Annotated in this window: 20 protein-coding genes and 1 rRNA gene (1 of these 21 running past the window's edge); 14 read left to right on the top strand and 7 right to left on the bottom strand. The window is 67.2% G+C overall.

What is annotated here, in order from left to right:
• Nucleotides 1-16: 16 nt before the first annotated feature.
• The 3 genes from ACW17U_RS16430 to ACW17U_RS16420 all read left to right on the top strand — a co-directional run bounded on the left by ACW17U_RS16430 (nt 17) and on the right by ACW17U_RS16420 (nt 2,044).
• The gene (locus ACW17U_RS16430) at nt 17-1,330 is read left to right on the top strand and encodes a bifunctional folylpolyglutamate synthase/dihydrofolate synthase (RefSeq protein WP_492053849.1); all 1,314 of its coding nucleotides are present in this window, start codon (nt 17-19) and stop codon (nt 1,328-1,330) included.
• Entirely contained in the window at nt 1,327-1,845 is a 519-nt protein-coding gene (locus ACW17U_RS16425) for a GNAT family N-acetyltransferase (protein ID WP_492053847.1), read from the top strand. Before ACW17U_RS16430 ends, ACW17U_RS16425 begins: the two co-directional genes overlap by 4 nt.
• A gap of 88 nt (nt 1,846-1,933) precedes the next feature.
• The gene (locus ACW17U_RS16420; protein WP_145686504.1) at nt 1,934-2,044 is read left to right on the top strand and encodes a hypothetical protein; all 111 of its coding nucleotides are present in this window, start codon (nt 1,934-1,936) and stop codon (nt 2,042-2,044) included.
• 68 nt (nt 2,045-2,112) lie between these two features.
• Here ACW17U_RS16420 and trxA read toward each other — a convergent pair whose 3' ends face one another.
• The 7 genes from trxA to ACW17U_RS16385 form a co-directional block, all read right to left on the bottom strand.
• A complete protein-coding gene (trxA, locus tag ACW17U_RS16415; protein ID WP_062142793.1) occupies nt 2,113-2,448 on the bottom strand; it encodes a thioredoxin in 336 nt (111 codons plus the stop codon).
• A gap of 131 nt (nt 2,449-2,579) precedes the next feature.
• Nucleotides 2,580-6,044 (bottom strand): double-strand break repair helicase AddA, encoded by a 3,465-nt coding sequence (gene addA, locus ACW17U_RS16410; protein WP_492053845.1) that lies wholly within the window; start codon nt 6,042-6,044, stop codon nt 2,580-2,582.
• Between the two features lie 133 nt (nt 6,045-6,177).
• Nucleotides 6,178-9,147, bottom strand: a complete 2,970-nt coding sequence (gene addB, locus ACW17U_RS16405; RefSeq protein ID WP_492053843.1) for a double-strand break repair protein AddB — start codon at nt 9,145-9,147, stop codon at nt 6,178-6,180.
• Nucleotides 9,144-9,863 (bottom strand): N-acetylmuramate alpha-1-phosphate uridylyltransferase MurU, encoded by a 720-nt coding sequence (gene murU / locus ACW17U_RS16400; RefSeq protein WP_492053841.1) that lies wholly within the window; start codon nt 9,861-9,863, stop codon nt 9,144-9,146. The genes addB and murU overlap by 4 nt, the downstream gene beginning before the upstream one ends.
• The gene (amgK, locus tag ACW17U_RS16395; RefSeq protein WP_492055754.1) at nt 9,860-10,909 is read right to left on the bottom strand and encodes an N-acetylmuramate/N-acetylglucosamine kinase AmgK; all 1,050 of its coding nucleotides are present in this window, start codon (nt 10,907-10,909) and stop codon (nt 9,860-9,862) included. The genes murU and amgK overlap by 4 nt, the downstream gene beginning before the upstream one ends.
• A 28-nt stretch (nt 10,910-10,937) precedes the next feature.
• On the bottom strand, nt 10,938-11,336 hold the full coding sequence (gene tsaE, locus ACW17U_RS16390) for a tRNA (adenosine(37)-N6)-threonylcarbamoyltransferase complex ATPase subunit type 1 TsaE (protein WP_062151078.1): 399 nt from the start codon (nt 11,334-11,336) through the stop codon (nt 10,938-10,940).
• A 44-nt stretch (nt 11,337-11,380) separates the two neighbouring features.
• Nucleotides 11,381-12,223, bottom strand: a complete 843-nt coding sequence (locus tag ACW17U_RS16385; RefSeq protein ID WP_492053839.1) for a GNAT family N-acetyltransferase — start codon at nt 12,221-12,223, stop codon at nt 11,381-11,383.
• A 100-nt stretch (nt 12,224-12,323) separates the two neighbouring features.
• Between ACW17U_RS16385 and ACW17U_RS16380 the strand changes: the two genes are divergently transcribed.
• The 11 genes from ACW17U_RS16380 to ACW17U_RS16330 all read left to right on the top strand — a co-directional run.
• The gene (locus tag ACW17U_RS16380) at nt 12,324-12,959 is read left to right on the top strand and encodes a hypothetical protein (protein ID WP_492053837.1); all 636 of its coding nucleotides are present in this window, start codon (nt 12,324-12,326) and stop codon (nt 12,957-12,959) included.
• Nucleotides 12,956-14,026 carry a serine hydrolase domain-containing protein gene (locus tag ACW17U_RS16375; RefSeq protein ID WP_062142808.1) on the top strand — a complete coding sequence of 357 codons (1,071 nt, stop codon included), beginning with the start codon at nt 12,956-12,958 and terminating at the stop codon, nt 14,024-14,026. Before ACW17U_RS16380 ends, ACW17U_RS16375 begins: the two co-directional genes overlap by 4 nt.
• A gap of 85 nt (nt 14,027-14,111) precedes the next feature.
• Complete coding sequence (gene zapE / locus ACW17U_RS16370) at nt 14,112-15,230, top strand: cell division protein ZapE (RefSeq protein ID WP_492053834.1); 1,119 nt, start codon at nt 14,112-14,114, stop codon at nt 15,228-15,230.
• A gap of 10 nt (nt 15,231-15,240) precedes the next feature.
• Nucleotides 15,241-15,825, top strand: a complete 585-nt coding sequence (locus tag ACW17U_RS16365) for an NUDIX hydrolase (protein WP_062142814.1) — start codon at nt 15,241-15,243, stop codon at nt 15,823-15,825.
• Nucleotides 15,826-16,015: 190 nt separating this feature from the next.
• Nucleotides 16,016-16,423, top strand: coding sequence for a succinate dehydrogenase, cytochrome b556 subunit (gene sdhC / locus ACW17U_RS16360; RefSeq protein ID WP_492053832.1), 408 nt, complete (start codon nt 16,016-16,018; stop codon nt 16,421-16,423).
• Nucleotides 16,424-16,425: 2 nt separating this feature from the next.
• A complete protein-coding gene (sdhD, locus tag ACW17U_RS16355) occupies nt 16,426-16,830 on the top strand; it encodes a succinate dehydrogenase, hydrophobic membrane anchor protein (RefSeq protein ID WP_062142819.1) in 405 nt (134 codons plus the stop codon).
• Nucleotides 16,830-18,617: a succinate dehydrogenase flavoprotein subunit gene (gene sdhA / locus ACW17U_RS16350; protein ID WP_062142822.1), complete on the top strand. Its 1,788-nt coding sequence runs from the start codon at nt 16,830-16,832 to the stop codon at nt 18,615-18,617. The genes sdhD and sdhA overlap by 1 nt, the downstream gene beginning before the upstream one ends.
• A 7-nt stretch (nt 18,618-18,624) precedes the next feature.
• On the top strand, nt 18,625-19,407 hold the full coding sequence (locus ACW17U_RS16345; RefSeq protein WP_062142825.1) for a succinate dehydrogenase iron-sulfur subunit: 783 nt from the start codon (nt 18,625-18,627) through the stop codon (nt 19,405-19,407).
• A gap of 97 nt (nt 19,408-19,504) precedes the next feature.
• Entirely contained in the window at nt 19,505-20,734 is a 1,230-nt protein-coding gene (locus ACW17U_RS16340) for an NAD(P)/FAD-dependent oxidoreductase (protein ID WP_492055753.1), read from the top strand.
• Nucleotides 20,735-20,766: 32 nt separating this feature from the next.
• Nucleotides 20,767-21,087, top strand: coding sequence for a 2Fe-2S iron-sulfur cluster-binding protein (locus ACW17U_RS16335; RefSeq protein ID WP_062142831.1), 321 nt, complete (start codon nt 20,767-20,769; stop codon nt 21,085-21,087).
• An 832-nt stretch (nt 21,088-21,919) separates the two neighbouring features.
• Nucleotides 21,920-22,608 (top strand): 16S ribosomal RNA (locus tag ACW17U_RS16330); it runs 795 nt beyond the window's last position.

The following is a 22,608-nucleotide window of genomic DNA, read 5'->3' as shown; positions in this document are numbered from 1 at the left end:
AGGGCGGATCCCCCTGATGACCGACCATCTACACACCCACGACGCCGCCCTGGCGCGACTTCAGGCCCTGCATCCCAAGCTGATCGACCTGTCCCTGGACCGGATGTGGCGGCTGTGCGCGGCCCTGGGCCAGCCGCAGGACCGACTGCCGCCGGTGATCCATGTGGCCGGCACCAATGGCAAGGGCTCGACGGTCGCCTATCTGCGGGCCATGGCCGAGGCGGCCGGCCTGAAGGTGCATGTCTTCACCTCGCCGCATCTGGTCCGCTTTGCCGAACGCATTCGTCTGGCCGGGACCCTGATCACGGACGACCACCTTGCCGAGGTGCTGGAGCGGGTCGAGGCGGCCAATTCCGGCCTGCCGATCACCTTCTTCGAGATCACCACGGCCGCCGCCCTGGTCGCCTTCGCCGAAACCCCCGCCGACCTGTGCATCGTCGAGGTCGGGCTGGGCGGGGTGCTGGATGCGACCAATGTCGTGACCCCGGCCGTCAGCGTCATCGCCCCGATCGACCTCGATCACCGCGAGTTTCTCGGCGACACCATCGGCCAGATCGCCGCCGAGAAGGCCGGCATCATCAAGCCGGGGGCCCCGGTGGTCTCGGCGCGCCAGTGGCAGGAGGCCGAGGATGTCATCGACACCGCCGCCGCCCTGGCCGGTATCGAGCCGGTGATGATGGGCCGCGAGTTCGACGCCTGGAACGAGCGCGGCCGCCTGCTGGTGCAGATGCCGGATCGCCTGCTCGACCTGCCCGCGCCGTCCCTGCCCGGCGATCACCAGTTCGCCAATGCCGGTCTGGCTGTCGCGGGGCTGCTGGCCCTGGCCGATCCGCGGATCGACGAGGCCGCCATGGCGGCCGGGATCGCCGGGGCGGTCTGGCCGGCGCGCTTCCAGCGCCTGACCGCCGGACCCCTGGCCGTTCAGGCCAGAGCGGCCGGCGCGGACCTGTGGCTCGACGGCGGGCACAATCCCCATGCCGGTCAGGCCGTGGCCCGGGCTCTGGGCGATCTGGTGGCCCGCGACGGCCGGCCCGTAGTGCTGATCTCGGCCCTGCTGGCCAACAAGGATGCCACCGGCTTCTTCAGTCCCTTCGTGCCGCTGAAAGCCGAGGTCTATGCGGTGAGCTTCGCGGCTACGGCCGCCGCGCCGGCCGCCCAGACCGCCGCCGCCGCCGAACTGGCCGGATTGCGGGCCCATGCCTGCGAGACTCTGCAGGACGCCCTTGCCAAGGCCCTGGCCCTGTCGCCGGTCCCGCATGTGCTGATCTGCGGTTCGCTCTATCTGGCCGGCGAGGTGCTGGCGATGAGCGAGGAGACCTGGCCGCAATGAGCGGCTTGCCGACCGCCGTGACCCCGGCAGACCTCTCGGGCTCGCCGGCCCTGGCCGGGGCGCTCCTGGCGCTCAACAATGCCCATGCGCGGGAACTGTCCTGGCTGGAGCCCGGGCGACTGTCGGATCTTGTGGACCAGGCGTTCGTCGCCTGGCGGATCGGCCAGGCCGAGGCCCTGCTGCTGACCTTCGACCAGGCCGCCGACTATGACAGCCCCAACTTTCTGTGGTTCCGCGAGCGCTATCCGCGTTTCGTCTATGTCGACCGCATCGTTGTGGCGGAAGAAGCCCGGGGGCGGGGTCTGGCGCGGCGGCTCTACAAGGACCTGTTCACCGCGGCCCAGGCGGCCGGGCACGAGCGGATTGTCTGCGAGGTCAATGCTGATCCGCCCAATCCGGCCTCCGATGCCTTCCATGCAGAGCTCGGTTTCGTGCCGGTCGGAACCGCCGCCATCCACGGTGGGGCCAAGACGGTGACCTATCTGATGCGGGAATTGCGCTACCCGCCGGCCTGAGACGGGCGTAAGGCTCGTTCACGCCGATAGGGCGGCACGGCCCGCTGGACATCCCCGGCCGGCGCGCCCGTCCTGGCAGGAGCCGCCGATGGCCAAGGGTCAGAAGAAGTCCAACAAGGAAGTGCGCAAACCCAAGGCCGACAAGAAGGCCGCCCCGGTCTCGGTCTCGCCGTTCATCGTCACGCCCGCCAAGAAGTAGGCCTGAAACCAAACCGCCCACCCCGCGAGGCGGGATGGGCGGCTGGATTTCAAATTCGACAGGTCGGCTCAGGCGGGTTGCTGGACGCCGGCTTCGTTCAGCCATTCCAGGATCTTCTGCTTGGGCATGGCCCCGACCTTCATCGAGGTCATCTGGCCGCCGCGGAACAGCATCATGGTCGGAATGCCGCGCACGCCGTAGCGCGACGGGGTCGTGGGGCTGTCCTCGATATTGACCTTGGCCACCACCACGTGGTCGGCGAGCTCTTCGGAGATCTGCTCCAGGGCCGGGGCGATCTGTTTGCAGGGACCGCACCATTCGGCCCAGAAGTCGACGAGCACCGGCCCTTCAGCCTGCAGCACGTCGCGTTCGAAGGTCTCGTCGGTCACCGTCACGGTGCTCATGGGGTCTGCTCCATCTGGGCGCGGATCCCCTCCCGATTCCGGGCAAGGAAGGCGCGAAAACAACAATGCCCGCGAGTCGGTCGCGAGCGCTTATTCAAGATGTAGGAGGCGGCCGCTCTCCCGGCAACGGGTTAGCCGATCCGCCGCAGGGCGTCGGCGATCACCTTTTCTGGAACCGGCATCAGTTTGGGACCGTCGGTCCAGACGAGGGCCCCTTCCACGGGGCGGTCCGGAAAGACCTCGCCCAGCACGGCGACATAGACCGCCATCTGGGCCAGATAGGCGGGATCGGCCTGTTCGATACTGTCGGGTGCCGGACGGTTGGTCTTGTAGTCGACGACCAGAACCCGCGTGTCGGTCACCACCAGCCGGTCGACCCGGCCCGAGATCGCCAGGCCCTTGGGCAGCAGGGCGCTGGTCCCGGCCAGGGCCACCTCGGCGCGCGAACCGGGCCCGAACACCGCGGCGAAGCGCTCATCCTCCAGCACCCCGAAGGCGGCGGCAGCCATTTCGGCACGCTGGTCGTCAGCCAGATCGCGCTCGGCGGCCAGCAGGCGTTGTCCGGCCGCGCGACGCTCGGCCGGTGCCACATCGGGCAGGATCTGCAGCAGGCGGTGGATGATCTCGCCGCGCCGATAGCGGCCCAGTCCCTCGACCTTGGCCAGGGGCGAGGGGGCCGGGGCGCGGCTGTCGGCCTCGTCCTCGATCCGCGAGGGCGCGGCGTAGCGCGCGGTGGCGGGTTCCGGCGTGGCCAGACCCTGCGCCCAGCCGGGCAGGGGCATTTTCATGGCCTCGGCCAGGGCTTCCTTTGGCTGGGTCCTGGGATCGGGTCCATAGCGCAGGGTCGGTGCCTCGGGATCGCCGATCTCGCGGACCTCGGGCGCGATGTCGGGGTGGGCGAAGGCCGCCCTGGCCGCCGCGTACCAGCCCCCGACATTCTCGTCCTTGGTGCGGGCGTCGATGCGGCCGCACAGGATCAGTCTGTCCCGCGCCCGGGTCAGGGCCACGTAATAAAGACGCAGGGCCTCTTCGGCTTCCTTCCTGTCGCGCAGTTCGCGGGCGCTGGTCGAGGCGGCGCAGTCGGCGTTCTTGCCGGTCGACCAGAGGACACCGCCCTCAGCCGTCGCCAGCAGCGGTGAACCGCCGGCACCGCGTTTCACCGTAGTCTCGGGCAGGAAGACGATCGGTGCCTCCAGGCCCTTGGAGCCGTGAGCGGTCATCACCCGCACCTCGCGGCGGGCGCCTTCCATCTCGCGCTTGACGATGATGTCCAGGGCCGCGAAGTCGGCGACCAGGGCTTCCAGGTCGCGGATATTGCGCTGCTCGGCGGCCATCACCTGGGCCAGGAACTCGTCCAGCGCTTCGTCGGCCTCGCCGCCCAGGCGGGTCAGCACCTTGGCGCGATTGGACAGGCCGGCGGCGTCGACCTTGCCCAGCAGGGTGGCGAAGAACTCGAACGGCTGGCGCCTGCGGCCCTCGACCAGGGCCCAGGCCAGCAGGTCGCTGGCGGCGGTCCAGCGCGGGTTCTCGTCGGCCCGCGCCGACAGTACCGACCACAGGGTCTCCTTCCGGTCCTTGGCCAGGGCGTAGACGTCCTCGTCGGTCAGACCGCAGAACGGGCTCTTGAGCAGGGCCGCCAGGGTCAGATCGTCGTCGGGGAACAGCACGAAGCGGCCGAGGGCCAGCAGGTCGTCGAAGGCGATATGGGCCGACAGCGACAGCCGGTCGGCCCCGGCCACCGGCACATTGCGCCGCTTCAGCGCGCGGATGATCTCCTCGAACAGCACCTTGCGGCGCCGGACCAGGATCAGGATGTCGCCGGCGTGGGCGGCGCGGCGCTTTCCCGTCTCCTTGTCGTGCACCTCGTCGCCGCGATCGAGAATGCCCTTGATCTCGGCGGCCATGGCCTCGGCCAGACGGCGGTTGGCGCTGTGCTCGGCCTCGGCGTCGAGCGGTGCCTCCCAAGCGTCGCGCTCCTCGCCGGGCCTTTCGCGGGTCAGGGGCCACAGGTCGACGCAGCCGGGTCCGTCGGTGCGGAAGGGCTGGTGGGTGACCACATCGTCGCCGGCCGGGGGTGGCACGCCCTCGCGGGTGGCCGGGTCGGAAAACAGGGCATCGACGAAGCTCAGCACTTCACGGGTCGAGCGGTAGGACATGGTCAGGGGCACGCCCATGCCGACCTGACCCACCGCCTCGATCTGGGCGATATAGGTCTGGGTTTCGCTCAGCAGTCGCTGTGGATCGGCCCCCTGGAAAGAATAGATCGACTGCTTCTCGTCTCCGACCACGAACAGGGTCCGCACGTCGCGGCTCCTGCGCCAGCCGCCCGCGCCCGCCCCGGCAAAGAAGTCGGCGGTCAGGGCCCGCAGGATCGCCCACTGGTCGGGGGCAGTGTCCTGGGCTTCGTCCAGCAGGATGTGATCGACCCCGCCGTCCAGCTTGTAGAGCACCCAGGCCGCATCGACCTTTTCGGTCAGCAGCACCTTGGCCGCCTCGATCAGATCGACGAAGTCCAGCGCGCCGCGCGACGCCTTCTCCAGCCGGTGGGCCTCGATATAGAGCGACGCCAGCCGCAGGGCACCGGCTGTGTCATGCGCCACCCCGGCGGCGCGGACCTGCTGGCGAACGAAAGACAGCCGGTCTGTCTCCTCCAGCAACGCCTCGCGCAGATCCTCCCGTGCCTTGAAGGTCGTGGTCGTCTGCAGGTGTTTGCGGGGCTCTTCCTTGTCAGTGAACAGCGCCGAGAGGGCGTCGTCGAAGGCCAGGGTGGCCAGGGTTACGCGCATCCGGGCGGCATGTTCGGTGTCGCGGGCCTTGCCGCTGGACTCCAGCAGGCTGGCGCAGGCTTCCCACAGGTCGGGATCCAGCTCGTCCATCGCCCCTGCGGCGACGGCTTCGGGGTCGGTGGGCGCGTCGAAGCCGCAGACGCGCCAGACATCCTCGATCGCGCCAGTAAGGTCGCCATGCCGGCCCAGATACTCGGCGATCGCGCCGCGCCGGATTTCGAAGGTTCCGAACATCGACTCGAAGGCCGCGAAGTCCAGCGCCACCGAGAACCGGGCATAGGCCTCGGCATAGGCGTCGTCGTGGGTGTCGACATAGGTCGCCACGGTGCGGCGGGCGGCGCGGGCCACGGCGGCCCCGGCCGAGTCGTCCATCACCACAAAGCCCGGCGACACCCCGGCCTCCAGCGGAAACCGCCGCAGCAGCTTTTCGCAGAAGGCGTGGATGGTCTGAATCTTCAGGCCGCCGGGGGTTTCCAGGGCGCGGGCGAACAGGGCGCGGGCCTTGGAAAGCTCGCCGGCGTCAAACGTCGCCTCCGGCGCGCCGACCAGTTTGGACAATTCCGTGCGCAGCGCGCCGTCGGCGGTCACCGACCACTTGCCCAGCCGTTCGAACAGCCGTCGCTGCATCTCGGCGGCGGCGGCCTTGGTGTAGGTCACGCACAGGATCGCCTCGGGCGTGGAGCCGGCCAGCAGCAGTCGCGCCACCCGGTCGATCAGGGTCTTGGTCTTGCCCGATCCGGCATTGGCGGTGACGAAGGCCGAGATGGCTGGATCTGCGGCGATGCGCTGGGGGTCGGGAAGGCCGGTCATAACGAAGATCCTCCCCCTCTGGGGGAGGTGTCGCCGGAGGCGACGGAGGGGGCGAGCTGGAGGTCGGCCGCGCTGGCCCCCTCCGGCCCTCTGGGCCACCTCCCCCAGAGGGGGAGGATCTGTTCAGCGTTCCTCATTCACCCTCCCCGTCATCGCCGCTGGTCGACCATTCGAACACCCGCGCCAGGTGGGCGTAGTCGCCGGGGTGGTCCTTGACGAACTGCGGCGCGGTGCGTGAGCGATAGGGCTGGGCCGGGTCGTCGTAGCGGGTGATCAGGGTGCGCAGGCCGTCCAGCGCCTCGAACGCCGCCTGCTCGCTGTCGGCGGCCGTGACCCGCACCTCCTCCAGCCCCGCCGGCTTGCGGCCGGTGACGCGGACATAGGTCAGGTCGCCGGGCTTGCGACCGGGCAGATCCGGAAAGCCGCCGTTCAGCAGGATCGCTGCCGTCAGGGTCAGCTGCGGCGAGAAGCCGGTCTCGACCTGCTTCTTCGACGGCGCCGCGCCGGTCTTGTAGTCGAGGATGTGGGCCAGGCCATCGGCGGTGGGCTCGATGCGGTCAGCCTTGGCGGTCAGGGTGAAGTCCCGGCCGTTGATCGGGAAGGTCAGGCGGCCCTCGGCTTCGACGATGATCTTTTCGGCCCGCGCCCGCCGGTCACGCTCCCAGTCGGCGACCCAGGCGGCCGCCTCCTTGGCAAGGGCCCGCTCACGGGCCAAGGCCGTCGGCGGCATGCCGGCGGCGACCAGCTCGCTCATATAGAGCGCCTCGAAGATGGCGGAGGCGTCGGCGGGGACCGGTCCCGGATGCTGCTCAGCGAATTTCTCGAAGGCCGCATGGATGGCGGTGCCGCGGGCCCGGGCCTCGACCGGCTCGTCGGGACGCTCCAGCGGATAGAGCTTGAGGATGTCGCGGGCCCAGACGGCATAGGGATCGCGGGTCAGGGCCTCGACGCGGGTGACGGCCATCCGGCGCGGCCGCTCGGCGACCGGCGGGGTCGGGGCCGGGCGGGCGTAGGGCGCATAGGGCTTCGGCGCGTCGAGGGTGCGGGCCCAGTCCAGGGCGTCCTGGCGCTGCGGCAGTTTCAGGCCCGCGCCCTTGGCCAGGGTCTTCAGCCGCCACAGCCAGCGGGACTCGACGGCGGGGGCACCGGCGCGCCGCTCGCAATGGACAAGGATGACGTCTGGTGCGCTGGCGGCCTGGGCGAAATCGTGGGCGGTCAGGCCGACCCGGCGCTCGGGCGGCGGCAGGCCCAGCTTTTCGCGCATGGGCCGCGACAGGAACGGATCGATCGGCGCGCCCTGCGGCCAGATGCCTTCCTCCAGCCCGGCCAGCACCAGCCGGTCGGCGCGGACCAGGCGGGCCTCGATGGCCCCCAGGATCCGCAGGCGCGGATGGGTGGCGCCGCCCACACGCAGGGTCTCCTCATTGACCAGCCGGTCGAGGATGTCGGCGAAGGCTCGGGGACTCGCTTCAGGCAGGACAACCCCGTCCTCGATCAGGGCCGAGAGCAGGGATCCCAGACTCTCGCCGGCCTGGCCGACCCACAGGCGGTCGGGGCCGGTCAAGGCCTCGAGGGCTTCGGTCAGGGCGAGGGCCGCTTTGGCGGGTGGTGCCAGCCCATCGACATAGGGCGCAGCGGCGTGGTCGACGGCGGCGAGCAGGCGCTGGGCCAGAGCTTGCGCGGTCGGGTGTTCCGCCAGCTTCGCCAGCAGGGCCTCGGCCGAGCGCGGAGCGGGGCCGCGCAGGCCCTTCAGCTCCAGCGTCGTCGAGGCTTCCAGGTCATCTTCTGATCGCACCAGCGGATGCTTGGCCAGGGCCAGCAGGCGCACGGGGTCCAGTGGGTCAGCGACCAGACCGGCCAGGTGCTGGGCCAGGATCGCGGCCGGGCTGGCGGCCAGGGGTGCGCCGGCCGAGCTGTCGGGGATGACGCCCCAGCGCAGAAGACGGGCATTGACCCGGCGGGCCAGGGTCTGGTCGGGGGTGACGAGGGCGGCGGTGCGGTCAGGATCCTCAAGGGCTTCGCGCAACAGCAAGGCGCAGGCGCTGGCGGCCTCCTCTTCGGTGCGGGCCGAGATCAGCGACAGGCCCTTCAGCCCCTCGGCGACGGGGTCGAGATCGGGGGCTTCGGCACGCAGGCTTTCGATCTGGGCCAGCCAGTCGGCCGTGGCCTCGGCCGGACGCAGGGCCTCGTTGACGATGCGGCGACGCCAGCGGCCCCGGCTGTCGCTCTGTGGAAACCACGGCCGGACATCGGCGCGGGTGATGCCGGCCCGGTCCAGCAGGCGGCGCATGGCCCCCTGCGGATGCTGCTCGCCGACCTTGTCCCAGGCGCTTTCGGCGAGGTCTTCGTCCAGACCGGGAAGCACCACGGCACCCAGCGGTGCGGCGGCGACGACGCGCAGCAGGTCGGCGGTGGCGGGGGCGGTACCGGTCGAACCGGCGGCGACCAGGACCTCGGTCGGCGGATGCTCGGTCCAGCGTTTGGCCAGGGCCCGCAGCAGAAGCACGCGGCGGTCGGCGACGTCGATCAGGCCCAGCTCTGTCAGCCGGGCAGGCCAGGCGGCGAGAACGGCTTTCAGGAACTTCGCCGAGACTTGCCAGTGTTGGGCCAGATCGCCGTCGGCCAGGCCGTCGAGCCTGCCGTCGGTATCGATCTCCTCGATCCGGCAGCTGTCGAGAAAGTCGGACAGGGCCTTGGCCATTTCCAGGGCCTGTGATGCGCCGGGGGAAAAGTTCAGGAGGTCGGCATGATCGACCACGATCCGGGCCAGTTCGAACCTGCGGCGGCGCGATGAGATGGCGGGCGGCAGGTCCAGGGCCAGATCGCCCGGCTCGAACGGCGGCTCGCCCTCGTCCAGGTCGCCCAGGGGGCGGATCTGAGGAAGAAGCAGGGCCTTGCCGTCACTGGCGGCCAGCAGGGCATCGGCCACGGCGCGCGCGCCGCGTCGCGTGGGGGTCAAGAGGGTGGCCCGCGGCAGGGCTTCGGGCCCCAGATGCGACAGCGCGGCGAGAAAGCCCCGGGCCAGGTCGTCCACGAATGGGCGATGGGCCGGGATCGAGAACCAGCGCGGCCCCTCTCGGCCGAAGGGACCGCTGACGGTCATGCCAATCTGGCTTCGGCCAGGTCACGGGCGACCGGATCTCCGACATGCATCCAGAGGCCATCGGGCGCCACGCCATGCACGCGTCCCCGGGCGGCCAGGTCTCGCCAGATCGGCGTCAGGGAGAAGGGGCCGTCGGGGCCGTCGGCGGTGATCGCCGGCTTGCAGATATGCACCCCGACATAGACCAGCGGTGCCATCTCTCCCGAGCCCTTGAACCGCACCATCCCGTCGTCGAGGAAGACGTCACCGCTGTCGTGGAACCCTAGCGAGCCCGCCGTCGGTGCCAGCATCAGACAGACGTCCATGGTCCCGGCATCCCAGGCCTCGGCCACCGCTTCCAGGGCCGGCACGCCCTCCTCGATCCAGACCGAATCGATATTGGCGACCCAGACGGGGCCTTCGCCCAGCAGGGGCAGGGCCTGCTTGATGCCGCCGCCGGTCTCGAGCGCTTGCGGGCGTTCGTCCGAGATGACGATCTGCGGCCCAAGACCCCTGGCCTGACGAGCCATCAGGTGGGCCTCCAGCCGGTCGGCAAAGGCGTGGACGTTGACCACGGCGGTCTCGACTCCGGCCGCAACCAGGCGATCCAGCATGTGGTCGATCAGGGCCCGGCCTCCGACCTCGACCAGGGCCTTGGGCCGGTCGTCCGTCAGAGGGCGCATGCGGGTGCCGAGACCGGCGGCCAGGACCATGGCGATCTTCGGGGCGGTGCTCATCGGCGGGCTTCCGCCGGAACGTGGGTGTCGAACCAGGCCTTGAGGTCCTTGAGGGCGGGATTGGCGAAGCAGACGTCCAGATAGGTCCACAGCCGGGGAATGAAGTCGGCATAGCGCGGCTTGCCGTCGCGGGTGACCAGTCGGGCGAAGATGCCGAGGATGCGGACGATATTGAGCGCGCCCAGGGCGTGATAGTCGGCCATGAAGGCGGTGCGATCGAGGTCCGGACGGGCGGTCAGATAGCGGTCGAGGCACGCGGCCTCGCGCTCGGGCGAGACGGTGCGCCGCGCATCGTGCAGCAGCATCGACAGGTCCCAGGCCGGATGGGCCAGAACGGCGTCCTGGAAGTCGAGCATACCGACCCGCGCCGGACCTTCGCGCTGAGGCAGCCAGATCAGGTTCTCGGCGTGATAGTCGCGATGACAGAAGACCGTGGCTCCGGCCTCGCCGATCGCGCGGATCGGTGACCAGAGCGCTTCCCAGTCTGCCAGGGCGGCAGCGCCGAACGCCAGGTCGCGATACTTGGGCTGCCACTCGACGAAGATGTCATGGGCGGTCTTCAGGGCCAGGTCATCATAGGTCAGCAGCGGCCAGGCCGAACCGTCAAAATCCAGCGTCTTGGCGGTCGGCGCGGCGTGCAGGGCCAGAAGGCCGTCTATGGCAGTGTCATAGAGCGGGGCCTCGTCGGTCCCGGTCTCGATCAGGCGGGCATAGAGGTCGTCGCCCAGGTCTTCCAGCACAGCGAGACCGGCGGAGGGGTCGGCGGCCAGCACCTTCGGCGCGGACAGGCCCTGAGCGTTCAGCCAGCCGGCGCAGGCGACAAAGGCGTCCACCCGGCCCGCCGCGAGACGGGCGAGGGCGTTATAGCCGAGCGTCGCGCGTACGGCGGGCGTGGCGTTGGGTGGGCAGGGCGCAGTCTCGACCGACGGCGGTTGGTCCATGAAGATGAAGCTGGGGCCACCCTCCCGGTGCAGGCGCTCATAGCTGCGGGTCGAGGCATCGCCCCCCAGGCTCTCGCGGCGGACGTCGCCATAGCCGTGGGCCATCAGAAACGCGGCCTTGGCCGTCTCGCGCTCAGAACTCAAGGGTACGTCCTTCAAATCCGCCGTGCCGGGTGAGGGTGACGCGTCGCGCGTCGCCGTCGAGGGCGATGTCTATATCGAGCCGGTTGAGGGGCAAACGCCCTTCCAGCCTCTGGGGCCATTCAATCAGGGCAACCCCGCTGTCGAGCGCCTCGTCGAGGCCGATCTCATAGGCCTCGTCCGGATCGCTCAGGCGGTAAAGGTCGAAATGGGCCAGGGGGAAATCGGCCGTCTCGTAGAACTGCACCAGGGTGAAGGTCGGGCTGGGCACCTCCTCGTCCGGCGTGGTCAGGGCGCGGATCAGGGCCCGGGCCAGGGTCGACTTGCCAGCCCCCAGCGGACCGGTCAGGCACAGGGCGTCACCGGCCTTCAGGATGCGGGCCAGGGCCATGCCCAGGGCCTGGGTGGCAGCCTCGTCAGGGAGGACTCGGGGGGTCACGTCGGCAAACTCTCGGGGTGCGGTTGCAGATCCTCTTCCACATAGCGCTTCAGGAGGACCGTGGCTGCCGTCGAGTCGGTCGGCAGGTCGTTCGGATCGATCGGGCGGCCCACGGTGAGGCTGAACGGGCGCCCCTGCTTGTTGAGCAGTTCGTGGAACAGGGTGATGTCGCGCAGTTCCCGCGAATAGCGGTCGAACAGGTGGAACAGGGTCGACCACGGGCCCGCCACATGCACCGGCAGGATCGGCGCAGCATGTTTGCGGGCGATGGACACCGCCGAGGCCGCCCAGGGCGGATCGCTCAGCCGACCTGTAGCGTCCTTCACGGCCAGTCGCCCGGCCGGGAAGATCATCAGGGCCCGTTCGGCCTCCATGGCCTCGCGGGTCTGGGACAGGGTCAGGCGCAGGCGGTCGCGGGTCCGCTTGGCCTCGACCCACTCGACCGGAATCAACACCTCGTCGAACCTGGAGCAGACCCGGTGGGCGTCGGCATTGGCGTAGAAGACGATGTCCGGACGCACGGCCTTCAGGGCGTCATAGACCGCGACCCCGTCGGCGATCCCCGTGGGATGGTTGGCGACGACTATGACCCTGCCGGTGGCGGGCAGGTGCTCCAGCCCCCGGACCTCGACCTTGAGGGCCAGCAGGTCGGAGACATGGTCCAGCGCGCTGCGGCCGCCTAGGGGGGCGATGGAATCGGCCATCCGGCGGGCCCGGCCATAGCCCAACAGGCCATATAGAGGGGGCCTGATCCATGGCCAGAGCGGCGAGGCCGTCAGGCGCGGCGCGCGCTCGGCGATCAGGGTGTCGACGATGTGGGGCTCTGACGCGTTGAGCATGGGGCGAGCTTAGCCTTGGCCGGGCCCGCCTGTCAGAACATTTGACGCGCTGCGCCTGAGGGTTGAGCTTGTGAGCCTGGACCGGTGTCTGGAGGAACCGATGAAGACGTTCATGCGCTGGCTTGCAGCCGCCGCCGTGCTGGCCGTGATCGGGTTCGGGGCCTTTGCCTACTGGAACCTCGAACTGCGCTGGCAGCCCAAGACCATCACCCGTCACCAGGCCGAGATCGCCCAGATCCTCGAGCAGTCCGGCTGGGTGTCGCCGGGACTGCCGGGCCCGAAGCTCTACATGGTCAGCTTCCGCAACTGCCCGGACTGTGCACGCTTCAAGGCCGGGGAGTTTCCGAAACTGCACAAGGCAGGAGTCGATACGCGCCTGATCGAGATCGCGCCGGCCGACCGCAATGGCGTCACCAAGTCCACGCCGGTCGAACGCGCCACGGTAGCCGAGCTATGGGTCAACCGTAGCTGGAGCCTTGCTGAACGCTGGGACGCAACCCCCGTCGAGGCCTGGACCGCACCGGGGATCAAACCGGCCGACGGCGACATCGCCCGGACTGCGGTCATCGAGGCCGGCCGGGCCAATGTCGACAAGCTGATCCCGCTGCTGAAGGCCAACGGCGTCAGCTTTGGCTGGCCGCTGATGGTCTGGTGGACCCCCGACGGCCAGATGAAGGCCTGTGCCTGCGAGCGCCCCGAGACCTATCGCTTCCTGCGCAAGGATCTGGGGGCATGAGGCGTGGCCTGACCCTCGCCCTCGGCGCGATCATCGCTACGGCATGGATTGGACCGGCCCAGGCCCAGCCGGCAGGACCGAAGCCGCTGGCGGCTCTGGCAGCGTCCGGCGGGCCCGCCCTGACCGGCCGGGTTCTGGTGGCGGATACGGAGCGCATCCTGTCGGATGAACGCGCCGGAGCCTATGGCGCGGCACCTGTCTGGCCCTGGGGCTCGGTGAGCAAGCAGGTGGCGGCGGCGCTGGTCATGATCGAGGTCGATCGGAAGGCGCTCTCGCTCGACGATTCGGTCACCTCGCGCTGGAAGGCTTTTCCCAATGCCGCGACCGGGGCCGTGACGGTCCGCCAGTTGCTACGGCATACCAGTGGCCTGCCCAACCCGGATGAGACTCCGGAAACGGGCGGGATCCCGGCCTTCTACCTGCGCCGCGATGCCGGGGCGGCTGCGTCGAACGCCGATGCAATGGGCTTTTGCGCCAGCCCGGCCAAGAATCCGCCGGAGACCCGGTTTGAATACAACAACTGCGACACCCTGGTTCTGGCCGGGGTGCTGGAGGCGGCGACCGGCAAGTCCTATGGCCGCCTCCTGGCCGAGGCGATTGCCCAGCCCCTCAAACTGACGTCCCTGCGCCTGGCCAGGCCCCAGGAGCGACCGATCATCGCCAGGGCCAATGGCCAGTCCGTGCCGCCGGTCAATCTTGCCACCTTTGGTGCCGCCGGGGCCCTGCTCGGATCACCGGAGGATCTCGTGCGATTTGACCAGGCGCTGCTGGCCCGACGCCTGGTGAGTCCGGCCTCGACGGCGGTGATGTGGACCGGCGATCCGGCGATCGGCTATGTGGCCCTGGGAGCCTGGTCTTTCAGCGCGCCGCTCAAGGGCTGTACCGGCGAGGTGGCGATGGTCGAGCGACGGGGGGCCGTCGACGGGGTGCAGGTGCGCAATCTCATCGCGCCGGCGCTTGGCCGGATCCTGGTGGTCTTTACCGATGATGCCGGGTTCGAATTCGGCGAACTGTGGCAGGGATCGGGACCAAGCTTCGTCATGGCCTCGGAAGCTTTTTGCCGCTGACTCCGGCCGCAGACGGTGACGGCCTTGAACTGGCTGCCGACAAGACCCTTTTCCCCGGGCCCGGCCCGCGCTAACCGCAGTCCCGATGCCGACTTCACTCCGTACCGCCTATCGCGAACGCCTGGCGCAAGGCGAGATCCGCCCCGATGCGGCCCAGGCTGCGGCCGTCGAGGCCCTGTCGCGTCTGGAGGCTGATCTCGACTCGGCCGGCGAGCCCGGCTTTTCGCTGTTCGGCCGCAAGCCCAAGAGCCAGAGGGGGGTCTATCTCTGGGGACCGGTCGGGCGGGGCAAGTCCATGCTGATGGACCTGTTCTTCGAAAGCGCCCCGGTGACGCGCAAGCGGCGCATCCATTTCCACGCCTTCATGGCCGAGGTCCATGGCCATATCGACGCCTGGCGCAAGGGCGACGCCGCTGCCCGCAAGGCCCGTTTCGGCCAGTCGAAGGGCGATGATCCGGTGGCCCCGACCGCCGAACTGATCGCCGGTGAGGCCCGACTGTTGTGCTTTGACGAACTGCAGGTCACCGACATCGCCGATGCGATGATCCTGGGCCGGCTGTTCGAGGCCCTGTTTGCACGGGGTGTGACCCTGGTCGCCACCAGCAACCGGCCGCCGGACGACCTCTACAAGGACGGCCTGAATCGCCAACTGTTCGTGCCCTTTATCGACATGCTCAAGGCGGCGCTCGACGTTGAGGCCGTGCGCGGCCCGGTGGATTTCCGGCTGGACCGGCTCAGGGCTGCCCGCACCTGGCTGTCGCCCAATGACAAGGCCTGCCAGGCAGAGTTCGAGCGGCTGTGGACCGATCTCCTGGACGGGGCTGCCGAAACCGGGGTCAATCTCGAGGTGCTGGGCCGGAGGATCCGCCTGCCCCGCGCCGCCGGCGGACTGTTGCGGTCGTCATTTGCGAGCCTGTGCCAGCAGGCCCTGGGGCCGCAGGACTATCTGGCCCTGGCCCAGCAGTTCCATACCGTCTTCCTGGAAGACATCCCGCGCCTGACGCCCGAACGGCGGGATGCGGCCAAGCGCTTCAACACCCTGATCGACGCCCTGTACGAGGCCGACGCCAAACTGGTGGCCCTGGCCGAGGCCGAACCCGAGGCGCTTTATCCAGCTGGCGACGGGGCCTTCGAGTTTGAGAGGACGGTGTCGCGCCTGCAGGAAATGCGCTCGGCGGACTATGTCGCCCGGGTTCGGGATTGAGGAGGCCGGGATGAGCGTCAGGGACAGGGTCCGCATTGGCGACACGAAGCTGCTGTCGGACAACTGGTATGTCCTGAAGACCACGACCTTTGACTGGAAGCGGCGAGACGGGACCTGGCAGACCCAAAGCCGCGAACATTATGATCGGGGCAATGGGGCGGTTCTGCTGCCTTACAATCTGCGCGCCCGGACGGTGCTATTGGTGCGGCAGTTCCGTTATCCGGCCTTCGTCAACGGCTATGACGACCTGCTGATCGAGGCGGCTGCCGGCCTGCTGGACGATGCTGAGCCTGAGGTTCGGATCCGGGCCGAGGTGGAGGAGGAGCTGGGCTATCGCCTCGGCGCGGTCCGCCAGGTCTTCCAGGCCTATATGAGCCCCGGCTCGGTGACCGAGATTCTCTACTTCTTCGTCGCCGAATATGACACGGCCATGCGGATCGGAGACGGCGGCGGCCATCCCGATGAGGGCGAAGACATTGAGGTGCTTGAGCGCTCGATCGACGAGGCCCTGGTGATGATCGCCGACGGCCGCATCCGCGATGCCAAGACGATCATGCTGCTCCAGCACCTGGCCCTGACGGTGTTCCGGAGCTAGGGGCCGAGCGCGCGGCGTTACGCCGGCGGGGGTGGAATGCATCCCTACGGTCAGTGGGGGCGTAGCTCCCTGCGTAAAACCCGCAATGGCTCTGAGAACGTTTCTCAACAAGGACCGCTTCGTTGACACCCCCGTCCCCGCGCTTAAAAGCATCCCGCAACGCACAAAGGCTACTGGGGTTGGACCGATCATGACCGACACGAGCCGGGGGCTGCCCGAGCGCCCGATGTCGCCGCACCTGCAAGTGTGGCGTTGGCATATCACCATGGCGTGCTCCATCCTGCATCGCGGCTGCGTGATCGGCCTCTATGCGGGCACTGTCCTGCTCGCGCTTTACGCGCTTGCCCTGGCCGCGGGACCGGAAAGCTATGATCTCTATGGCGAGATCATGGGCAGCTTGCTGGGCAGGCTGGTCCTGCTGGGTCTGACCTTCGCCCTGTTCTTCAACATCGCCTATGCGATCCGCCAGACCTTCTGGGACGCGGGTATCGGTTTTGCGCCGAAGACTGCTGATCTGACAGGCGCAACCGCTATTGCCTTCGCCGTGGTCGCCACGGCTGTCACCTGGGTGATCGCCTCCGCCACGGGAGCCTTCTAATCATGGCCGAGAAAGCATCGGAACGCTTCCGCACCCCCCTGTCCCGCGCGCGCGGCATGGGTGCCGCACGCCACGGCGTCGGCCATTTCATCACTGAACGGGTGTCGGGCATCGCCCTGATCCCCCTGTCCCTCTGGGGCGTTTTCGCCGGCCTGGAGTTGGCGGCCAGTGATTTTGATGGGGCCACCCTGTGGCTCACCGAACCGCTGAACGCGGTGCTCCTCGGCCTGCTGCTGATCGCGGCCCTGATCCATCTGCAGGCCGCTGTCCAGGTCGTGATCGAGGACTATATCCACCGGTTCACGACCAAGAGCGCCCTGGTCATTCTCAATCTCTTCGTCTGCGTGCTTAGCGGCGCCCTTGGGATCTTCTCGATCCTGAAGGTCGCCCTCACCGGAGCCTTTTGATGTCGGCCTACAAGTTCATCGACCACAAGTTCGACGTCGTCGTCGTCGGCGCTGGCGGCTCGGGCCTTCGCGCGGCGCTCGGCTGCGCCCAGGCCGGTCTGAAGACCGCCTGCGTCACCAAGGTGTTCCCGACCCGCAGCCATACCGTGGCGGCCCAGGGCGGCATCTCGGCCTCGCTGGGCAATATGGGTCAGGATGACTGGCGCTGGCACATGTACGACACCGTCAAGGGGTCGGACTGGCTGGGCGACCAGGACGCCATCGAGTACCTGACCCGCAATGCGCCCGCCGCCGTTTATGAACTCGAGCACTGGGGCGTGCCCTTCTCGCGCACGGCCGAGGGCAAGATCTATCAGCGTGCCTTTGGCGGCATGACCAAGAACTATGGCGAAGGCCCGATCCAGCGCACCTGCGCGGCGGCTGACCGCACCGGTCACGCCATGCTGCACACGATGTACGGCCAGTCCCTGGCGCACGACACCGAGTTCTTCATCGAGTACTTCGCCCTCGACCTGATCATGGAAGATGGCGTCTGCCGTGGCATCACGGCCTGGAAGCTCGATGACGGCACCCTGCACCGCTTCCAGGCCCAGATGGTGATCCTGGCCACCGGCGGTTACGGCCGCGCCTATTTCTCGGCGACCTCGGCCCATACCTGCACGGGTGACGGTAACGCCATGGCTCTGCGCGCCGGCCTGCCGCTGCAGGACATGGAATTCGTCCAGTTCCACCCGACCGGCATCTACGGCGCCGGCTGCCTGATCACCGAGGGTGCCCGCGGCGAAGGCGGCTATCTGACCAATTCCGAAGGCGAGCGCTTCATGGAGCGCTATGCGCCGTCCGTGAAGGACCTGGCTCCGCGCGACATGGTCAGCCGGGCCATGACCATCGAGATCCGCGAAGGCCGCGGCGTGGGTCCCAACAAGGACCACATCTTCCTGCATCTGGATCACCTGGATCCGAAGATCCTGCACGAACGCCTGCCCGGCATCTCCGAGACCGCCAAGGTCTTTGCCGGCGTCGACGTGACCAAGGCCCCGATCCCGGTGCTGCCGACCGTCCACTACAATATGGGCGGCATCCCGACCAACTATCACGGCGAGGTCGTCACCAAGGCGGGCGACAATCCCGACCAGGTGATCCCCGGCCTGATGGCCGTGGGCGAGGCCGCCTGCGTCTCGGTGCACGGAGCCAACCGCCTGGGCTCCAATTCGCTGATCGACCTGGTGGTGTTCGGGCGCGCGGCTGCCCTGCGCTGCGCCGAGATTCTCAAGCCCCTGGCGACCCAGCCGGAGCTGAAGAACGCCAATACCGACGCCCACCTGGCCCGTTTTGACCGTTATCGCAACGCCAGCGGAACCCAGGGCACAGCTGCTCTGCGTCTCGAGATGCAGAAGGCCATGCAGGAAGACGCCGCTGTGTTCCGTACCGGCGAAACTCTGGCCGGCGGTGCCCAGCGCCTGGCCGGGGTCTGGGAGAAGGCCAAGGACATCAAGGTCAGCGATCGTGGTCTGGTGTGGAACACCGACCTGATGGAGACCCTGGAGTTCGACAACCTGATCGGCCAGGCCGTGGTGACGGTAGCCGGCGCGGTCAACCGCACGGAAAGCCGCGGTGCTCACGCCCGCGAGGACTTCGGCGATCGCAATGACGGCGAGTGGATGAAGCACACCCTGGCCTGGCTCGACGTCGACACCGGCAAGGTGAAGATCGATTACCGCCCGGTCCACAGCTACACGATGTCTGACGACATCGCCTACATCCCGCCTAAAGCACGGGTTTATTGAGGGTCCGATGGTCGAGCTCGCGCTTCCCAAGAACTCCCAGGTCAAGGCCGGCAAGCACTGGCCGGCCCCCGCCGGAGCCACGAAGGTCAAGACCTTCAAGATCTATCGTTACGATCCCGAGGCGGGCGGCAATCCGCGTTGGGATACCTATGATGTCGATATGGATGCGGTGGGGCCGATGGTCCTGGACGCCCTGCTCTTCATCAAGAACACCATCGATCCGACCCTCGCCTTCCGTCGATCGTGCCGGGAAGGGGTCTGCGGCTCCTGTTCGATGAACATTGGCGGCCGCAACACCCTGGCCTGTACCAGCGGCTGGGCGGATGTGCCGGGCAAGGCCGTGCAGATCGCGCCCTTGCCGCATGCGCCGGTGGTCAAGGACCTGATCCCGGACCTGACCCTGTTCTACGCCCAGTACGCCTCGGTCGAACCCTGGCTGCACACCGATACCCCCGAGCCCCAGGCTGAATGGCGCCAGAGCCCGGAAGACCGTCTGAAGCTGGACGGTCTCTATGAGTGCATCCTTTGCGCCTGCTGCTCGACCTCATGCCCCAGCTACTGGTGGAACGGCGACAAGTATCTGGGCCCGGCGTCCCTGCTGCATGCCTATCGCTGGCTGATCGACAGCCGCGACGAGGCAACCGGCGACCGTCTCGATGCGCTGGAAGATCCGTTCAAGCTCTATCGCTGCCACACCATCATGAACTGCGCCCAGGTCTGCCCCAAGGGCCTGAATCCCGCCAAGGCGATCGCCGAAATCAAGAAGATGATGGTCGAGCGCGTCGTCTGACGCGTTCTGCAGCGGTTCGTCCCTGAAGGCGCTTGCCAAAAGGTGACGCCGCCGTCATTTTTGACGAAAGGGAGGGCGCGTCTTGAGCGTATCTGAGTTGGGCGATCTGAACGCGCGCGTGGTCATCGTGGGAGCTGGTCATGCCGGCGGATCTGCGGCGGCTTTCCTGCGGCAGTACGGCCATACCGGACCCATCGTTCTGATCGGTGACGAGCCCCTTCTGCCCTATCAGCGTCCGCCCCTGTCCAAGGCCTGGCTCAAGGGTGAGGCCACGGCCGATTCCCTGGCCCTGAAGCCGGCCAGTTGGTACGCGGAAAATCAGGTTTCCCTGCGCTTGAGTGGCCAGGCTGTGCGGATCGATAGGACCGCTCAGGTCGTTCATCTGGCGTCAGGTGAGACCTGTGCCTATGACGCCCTGATCCTGGCTACCGGGGCCCGCGCCCGCAAGTTGCCGATTCCCGGAGCAGACCTGGCCGGGGTCATGGCTCTGCGCACGGCCGCCGATGCCGAGGATCTCAAAGCGGCCCTGGGTCCGGACAAGCGCCTGGCCGTGGTCGGAGGCGGCTATGTGGGCCTTGAGGTCGCAGCCTCGGCCCGGGCCCTCGGCAGCCATGCCATGATCATTGAGCGCGAGGCCCGGGTGTTGGCCCGCGTCGCCTGTCCCATATTGTCGACCTTCTTTCAGGACTATCACGCCGCGCGGGGCGTCGCCTTCGAACTGGCGGCCGCTGTTGAGGCCTTCGAGGGGCGGGACGGTCACGTCTCCGGGGTGCGGTTCGCCGATGGTCGGGTGGTGGCCTGTGATGTGGCCCTGGTGGGCGTCGGGGCCATCCCGAATGATGAGTTGGCCCGCGAGGCCGGTCTCGACTGTGCCAATGGAGTCGTGGTCGATGCAGAAGCCCGCACCATCGATCGGCGAATCTTCGCCATCGGGGATGTCAGTGATCGTCCGCTGCCGCTCTATGATCGCCGGGTCCGGCTGGAGAGTGTGCCCAATGCTCTAGAGCAGGCCAAGCAGGCCGCTGCCGCCATTGTCGGGCGCCCTGGCCCCGCACCGGAAGTGCCCTGGTTCTGGTCCGACCAGTATGACCTGAAGCTGCAGATCGCCGGCCTGCCCTTTGACGCGGACCAGATCATTGTCCGGGGTGATGTCGCAGCGGCGAAGTTTGCGGTCTTCCATCTTAAGGGCGATTGCCTGCAGGCCGTCGAGGCGGTCAATGCCCCGCCCGAATTCATGGCGGGCAAGCAGCTGATCGGCAAACGCACGCCGATCGCGGTGGCAAAGCTCAGCAATCCGGCAATATCAATGAAGGACGTGGCGGCCTGAAGCCGCCCAGCAGGGGAACCCAAGGAAACCTCATGGCCAAGATCACCTATATCGAGCACGACGGCTCCGAGCACGTCCTGGATGTCAAGCCGGGCCTGACGGTCATGGAGGGCGCGGTCAAGAACAACGTGCCCGGCATCGACGCCGACTGCGGCGGGGCCTGCGCCTGTGCAACCTGCCATGTCTATGTTGATGATGCCTGGCTTGCGAAGACCGGCGACAAGTCGGCCATGGAAGAGTCGATGCTCGACTTCGCCGAAAACGTCGAACCCAACAGCCGCCTGTCCTGCCAGATCAAGGTGAGTGACGCCCTGGATGGCCTGGTCGTCCGCTTGCCGGAAAGCCAGCATTAAGCCTGACGGCCAGAAAGCGTCGTTATATCGTCACGAAGGGCTTGCCATGGGCGGGGAGCGGGCCTAAATCCGCCCCTCGCTCGGAACCGCATCGCGGCCGAATGGCGCAGTCCCCAAAAGGGGCCTTGCATCGTTCGAACCGCTTCGTTAGTTTCCGCGCTCCAATCGACTCGGTCATGGACACACGAGGGAAGCCTAGGCGGCCCATGAGTGTCTTTTGCACTTTGGCCTCCGGTGCGCCGGCTTGCTGAATGTGCAAACGGATCGGTTGACACTGGGGTGTCGCTTCTCTAGAAGCGCCGCTCCGGGCATCGCCGCCAAGTATTCGTAAGAATTCAGAAGCGCGATGTTAAGTCTTTCAGCCAGGTGTTTTGAGTTTATTCAAAATAATCAGTTGACTGACTTGAATGGCTTCTTTAGAAGCTGTTCGCTCGAACGGTTCCGGTTTTCCGGACACGCCGAGCAAATTCAAAACGTTTTGTAAAAAACGGTTTGACACGGAATTCGGGGTTGGATAGATAGCCGCCTCCGCCGACACCGGGCGTTAAGCGGTGGTGCTGCTGAGAGGCGGTTCTGGGAGCTTCGGCTCTGGGTCTTTGACATTGTTGATTTGGAAAGAGAAACGCAGGCGGCGGCGCTCTGGCGATGGACTGAAAAGGTTCATCTCGAACGCTGACAAATGCGGTCTCTTGAAGACACCATGAATATCATGGACTGAAGGTTTCGATCTTCAATCCATCGATGTGATTGGGAACTCGTCAAGATACTATGCAAACCAGAACCAATTCCTCGGTTTTCCCCTTGGAATTGAAGTCTGTGTTAGCGGTCAACTCAACCTGAGAGTTTGATCCTGGCTCAGAGCGAACGCTGGCGGCAGGCCTAACACATGCAAGTCGAACGGATCCTTCGGGATTAGTGGCGGACGGGTGAGTAACACGTGGGAACGTGCCTTTTGGTTCGGAACAACTCAGGGAAACTTGAGCTAATACCGGATAAGCCCTTCGGGGGAAAGATTTATCGCCATTAGAGCGGCCCGCGTAGGATTAGCTAGTTGGTGGGGTAAAGGCTCACCAAGGCTACGATCCTTAGCTGGTCTGAGAGGATGATCAGCCACATTGGGACTGAGACACGGCCCAAACTCCTACGGGAGGCAGCAGTGGGGAATCTTGCGCAATGGGCGAAAGCCTGACGCAGCCATGCCGCGTGAATGATGAAGGTCTTAGGATTGTAAAATTCTTTCACCGGGGACGATAATGACGGTACCCGGAGAAGAAGCCCCGGCTAACTTCGTGCCAGCAGCCGCGGTAATACGAAGGGGGCTAGCGTTGCTCGGAATTACTGGGCGTAAAGGGAGCGTAGGCGGATAGTTTAGTCAGAGGTGAAAGCCCAGGGCTCAACCTTGGAATTGCCTTTGATACTGGCTATCTTGAGTACGGAAGAGGTATGTGGAACTCCGAGTGTAGAGGTGAAATTCGTAGATATTCGGAAGAACACCAGTGGCGAAGGCGACATACTGGTCCG

This window comes from Caulobacter sp. AVps16 (genome assembly GCF_058681455.1).
This window is presented reverse-complemented; position numbering and strand designations above follow the sequence as displayed.

What these genes read in the sequence shown, in the direction of transcription:
- ACW17U_RS16430 (WP_492053849.1), top strand. Translation starts at nt 17, where the DNA reads ATGACCGACCATCTACACACCCACGACGCCGCCCTGGCGCGACTTCAG.
- ACW17U_RS16425 (WP_492053847.1), top strand. Translation starts at nt 1,327, where the DNA reads ATGAGCGGCTTGCCGACCGCCGTGACCCCGGCAGACCTCTCGGGCTCG.
- ACW17U_RS16420 (WP_145686504.1), top strand. Translation starts at nt 1,934, where the DNA reads ATGGCCAAGGGTCAGAAGAAGTCCAACAAGGAAGTGCGCAAACCCAAG.
- trxA (WP_062142793.1), bottom strand. Translation starts at nt 2,448, where the DNA reads ATGAGCACCGTGACGGTGACCGACGAGACCTTCGAACGCGACGTGCTG.
- addA (WP_492053845.1), bottom strand. Translation starts at nt 6,044, where the DNA reads ATGACCGGCCTTCCCGACCCCCAGCGCATCGCCGCAGATCCAGCCATC.
- addB (WP_492053843.1), bottom strand. Translation starts at nt 9,147, where the DNA reads ATGACCGTCAGCGGTCCCTTCGGCCGAGAGGGGCCGCGCTGGTTCTCG.
- murU (WP_492053841.1), bottom strand. Translation starts at nt 9,863, where the DNA reads ATGAGCACCGCCCCGAAGATCGCCATGGTCCTGGCCGCCGGTCTCGGC.
- amgK (WP_492055754.1), bottom strand. Translation starts at nt 10,909, where the DNA reads ATGGCCCACGGCTATGGCGACGTCCGCCGCGAGAGCCTGGGGGGCGAT.
- tsaE (WP_062151078.1), bottom strand. Translation starts at nt 11,336, where the DNA reads ATGGCCCTGGCCCGCATCCTGAAGGCCGGTGACGCCCTGTGCCTGACC.
- ACW17U_RS16385 (WP_492053839.1), bottom strand. Translation starts at nt 12,223, where the DNA reads ATGCTCAACGCGTCAGAGCCCCACATCGTCGACACCCTGATCGCCGAG.
- ACW17U_RS16380 (WP_492053837.1), top strand. Translation starts at nt 12,324, where the DNA reads ATGAAGACGTTCATGCGCTGGCTTGCAGCCGCCGCCGTGCTGGCCGTG.
- ACW17U_RS16375 (WP_062142808.1), top strand. Translation starts at nt 12,956, where the DNA reads ATGAGGCGTGGCCTGACCCTCGCCCTCGGCGCGATCATCGCTACGGCA.
- zapE (WP_492053834.1), top strand. Translation starts at nt 14,112, where the DNA reads ATGCCGACTTCACTCCGTACCGCCTATCGCGAACGCCTGGCGCAAGGC.
- ACW17U_RS16365 (WP_062142814.1), top strand. Translation starts at nt 15,241, where the DNA reads ATGAGCGTCAGGGACAGGGTCCGCATTGGCGACACGAAGCTGCTGTCG.
- sdhC (WP_492053832.1), top strand. Translation starts at nt 16,016, where the DNA reads ATGACCGACACGAGCCGGGGGCTGCCCGAGCGCCCGATGTCGCCGCAC.
- sdhD (WP_062142819.1), top strand. Translation starts at nt 16,426, where the DNA reads ATGGCCGAGAAAGCATCGGAACGCTTCCGCACCCCCCTGTCCCGCGCG.
- sdhA (WP_062142822.1), top strand. Translation starts at nt 16,830, where the DNA reads ATGTCGGCCTACAAGTTCATCGACCACAAGTTCGACGTCGTCGTCGTC.
- ACW17U_RS16345 (WP_062142825.1), top strand. Translation starts at nt 18,625, where the DNA reads ATGGTCGAGCTCGCGCTTCCCAAGAACTCCCAGGTCAAGGCCGGCAAG.
- ACW17U_RS16335 (WP_062142831.1), top strand. Translation starts at nt 20,767, where the DNA reads ATGGCCAAGATCACCTATATCGAGCACGACGGCTCCGAGCACGTCCTG.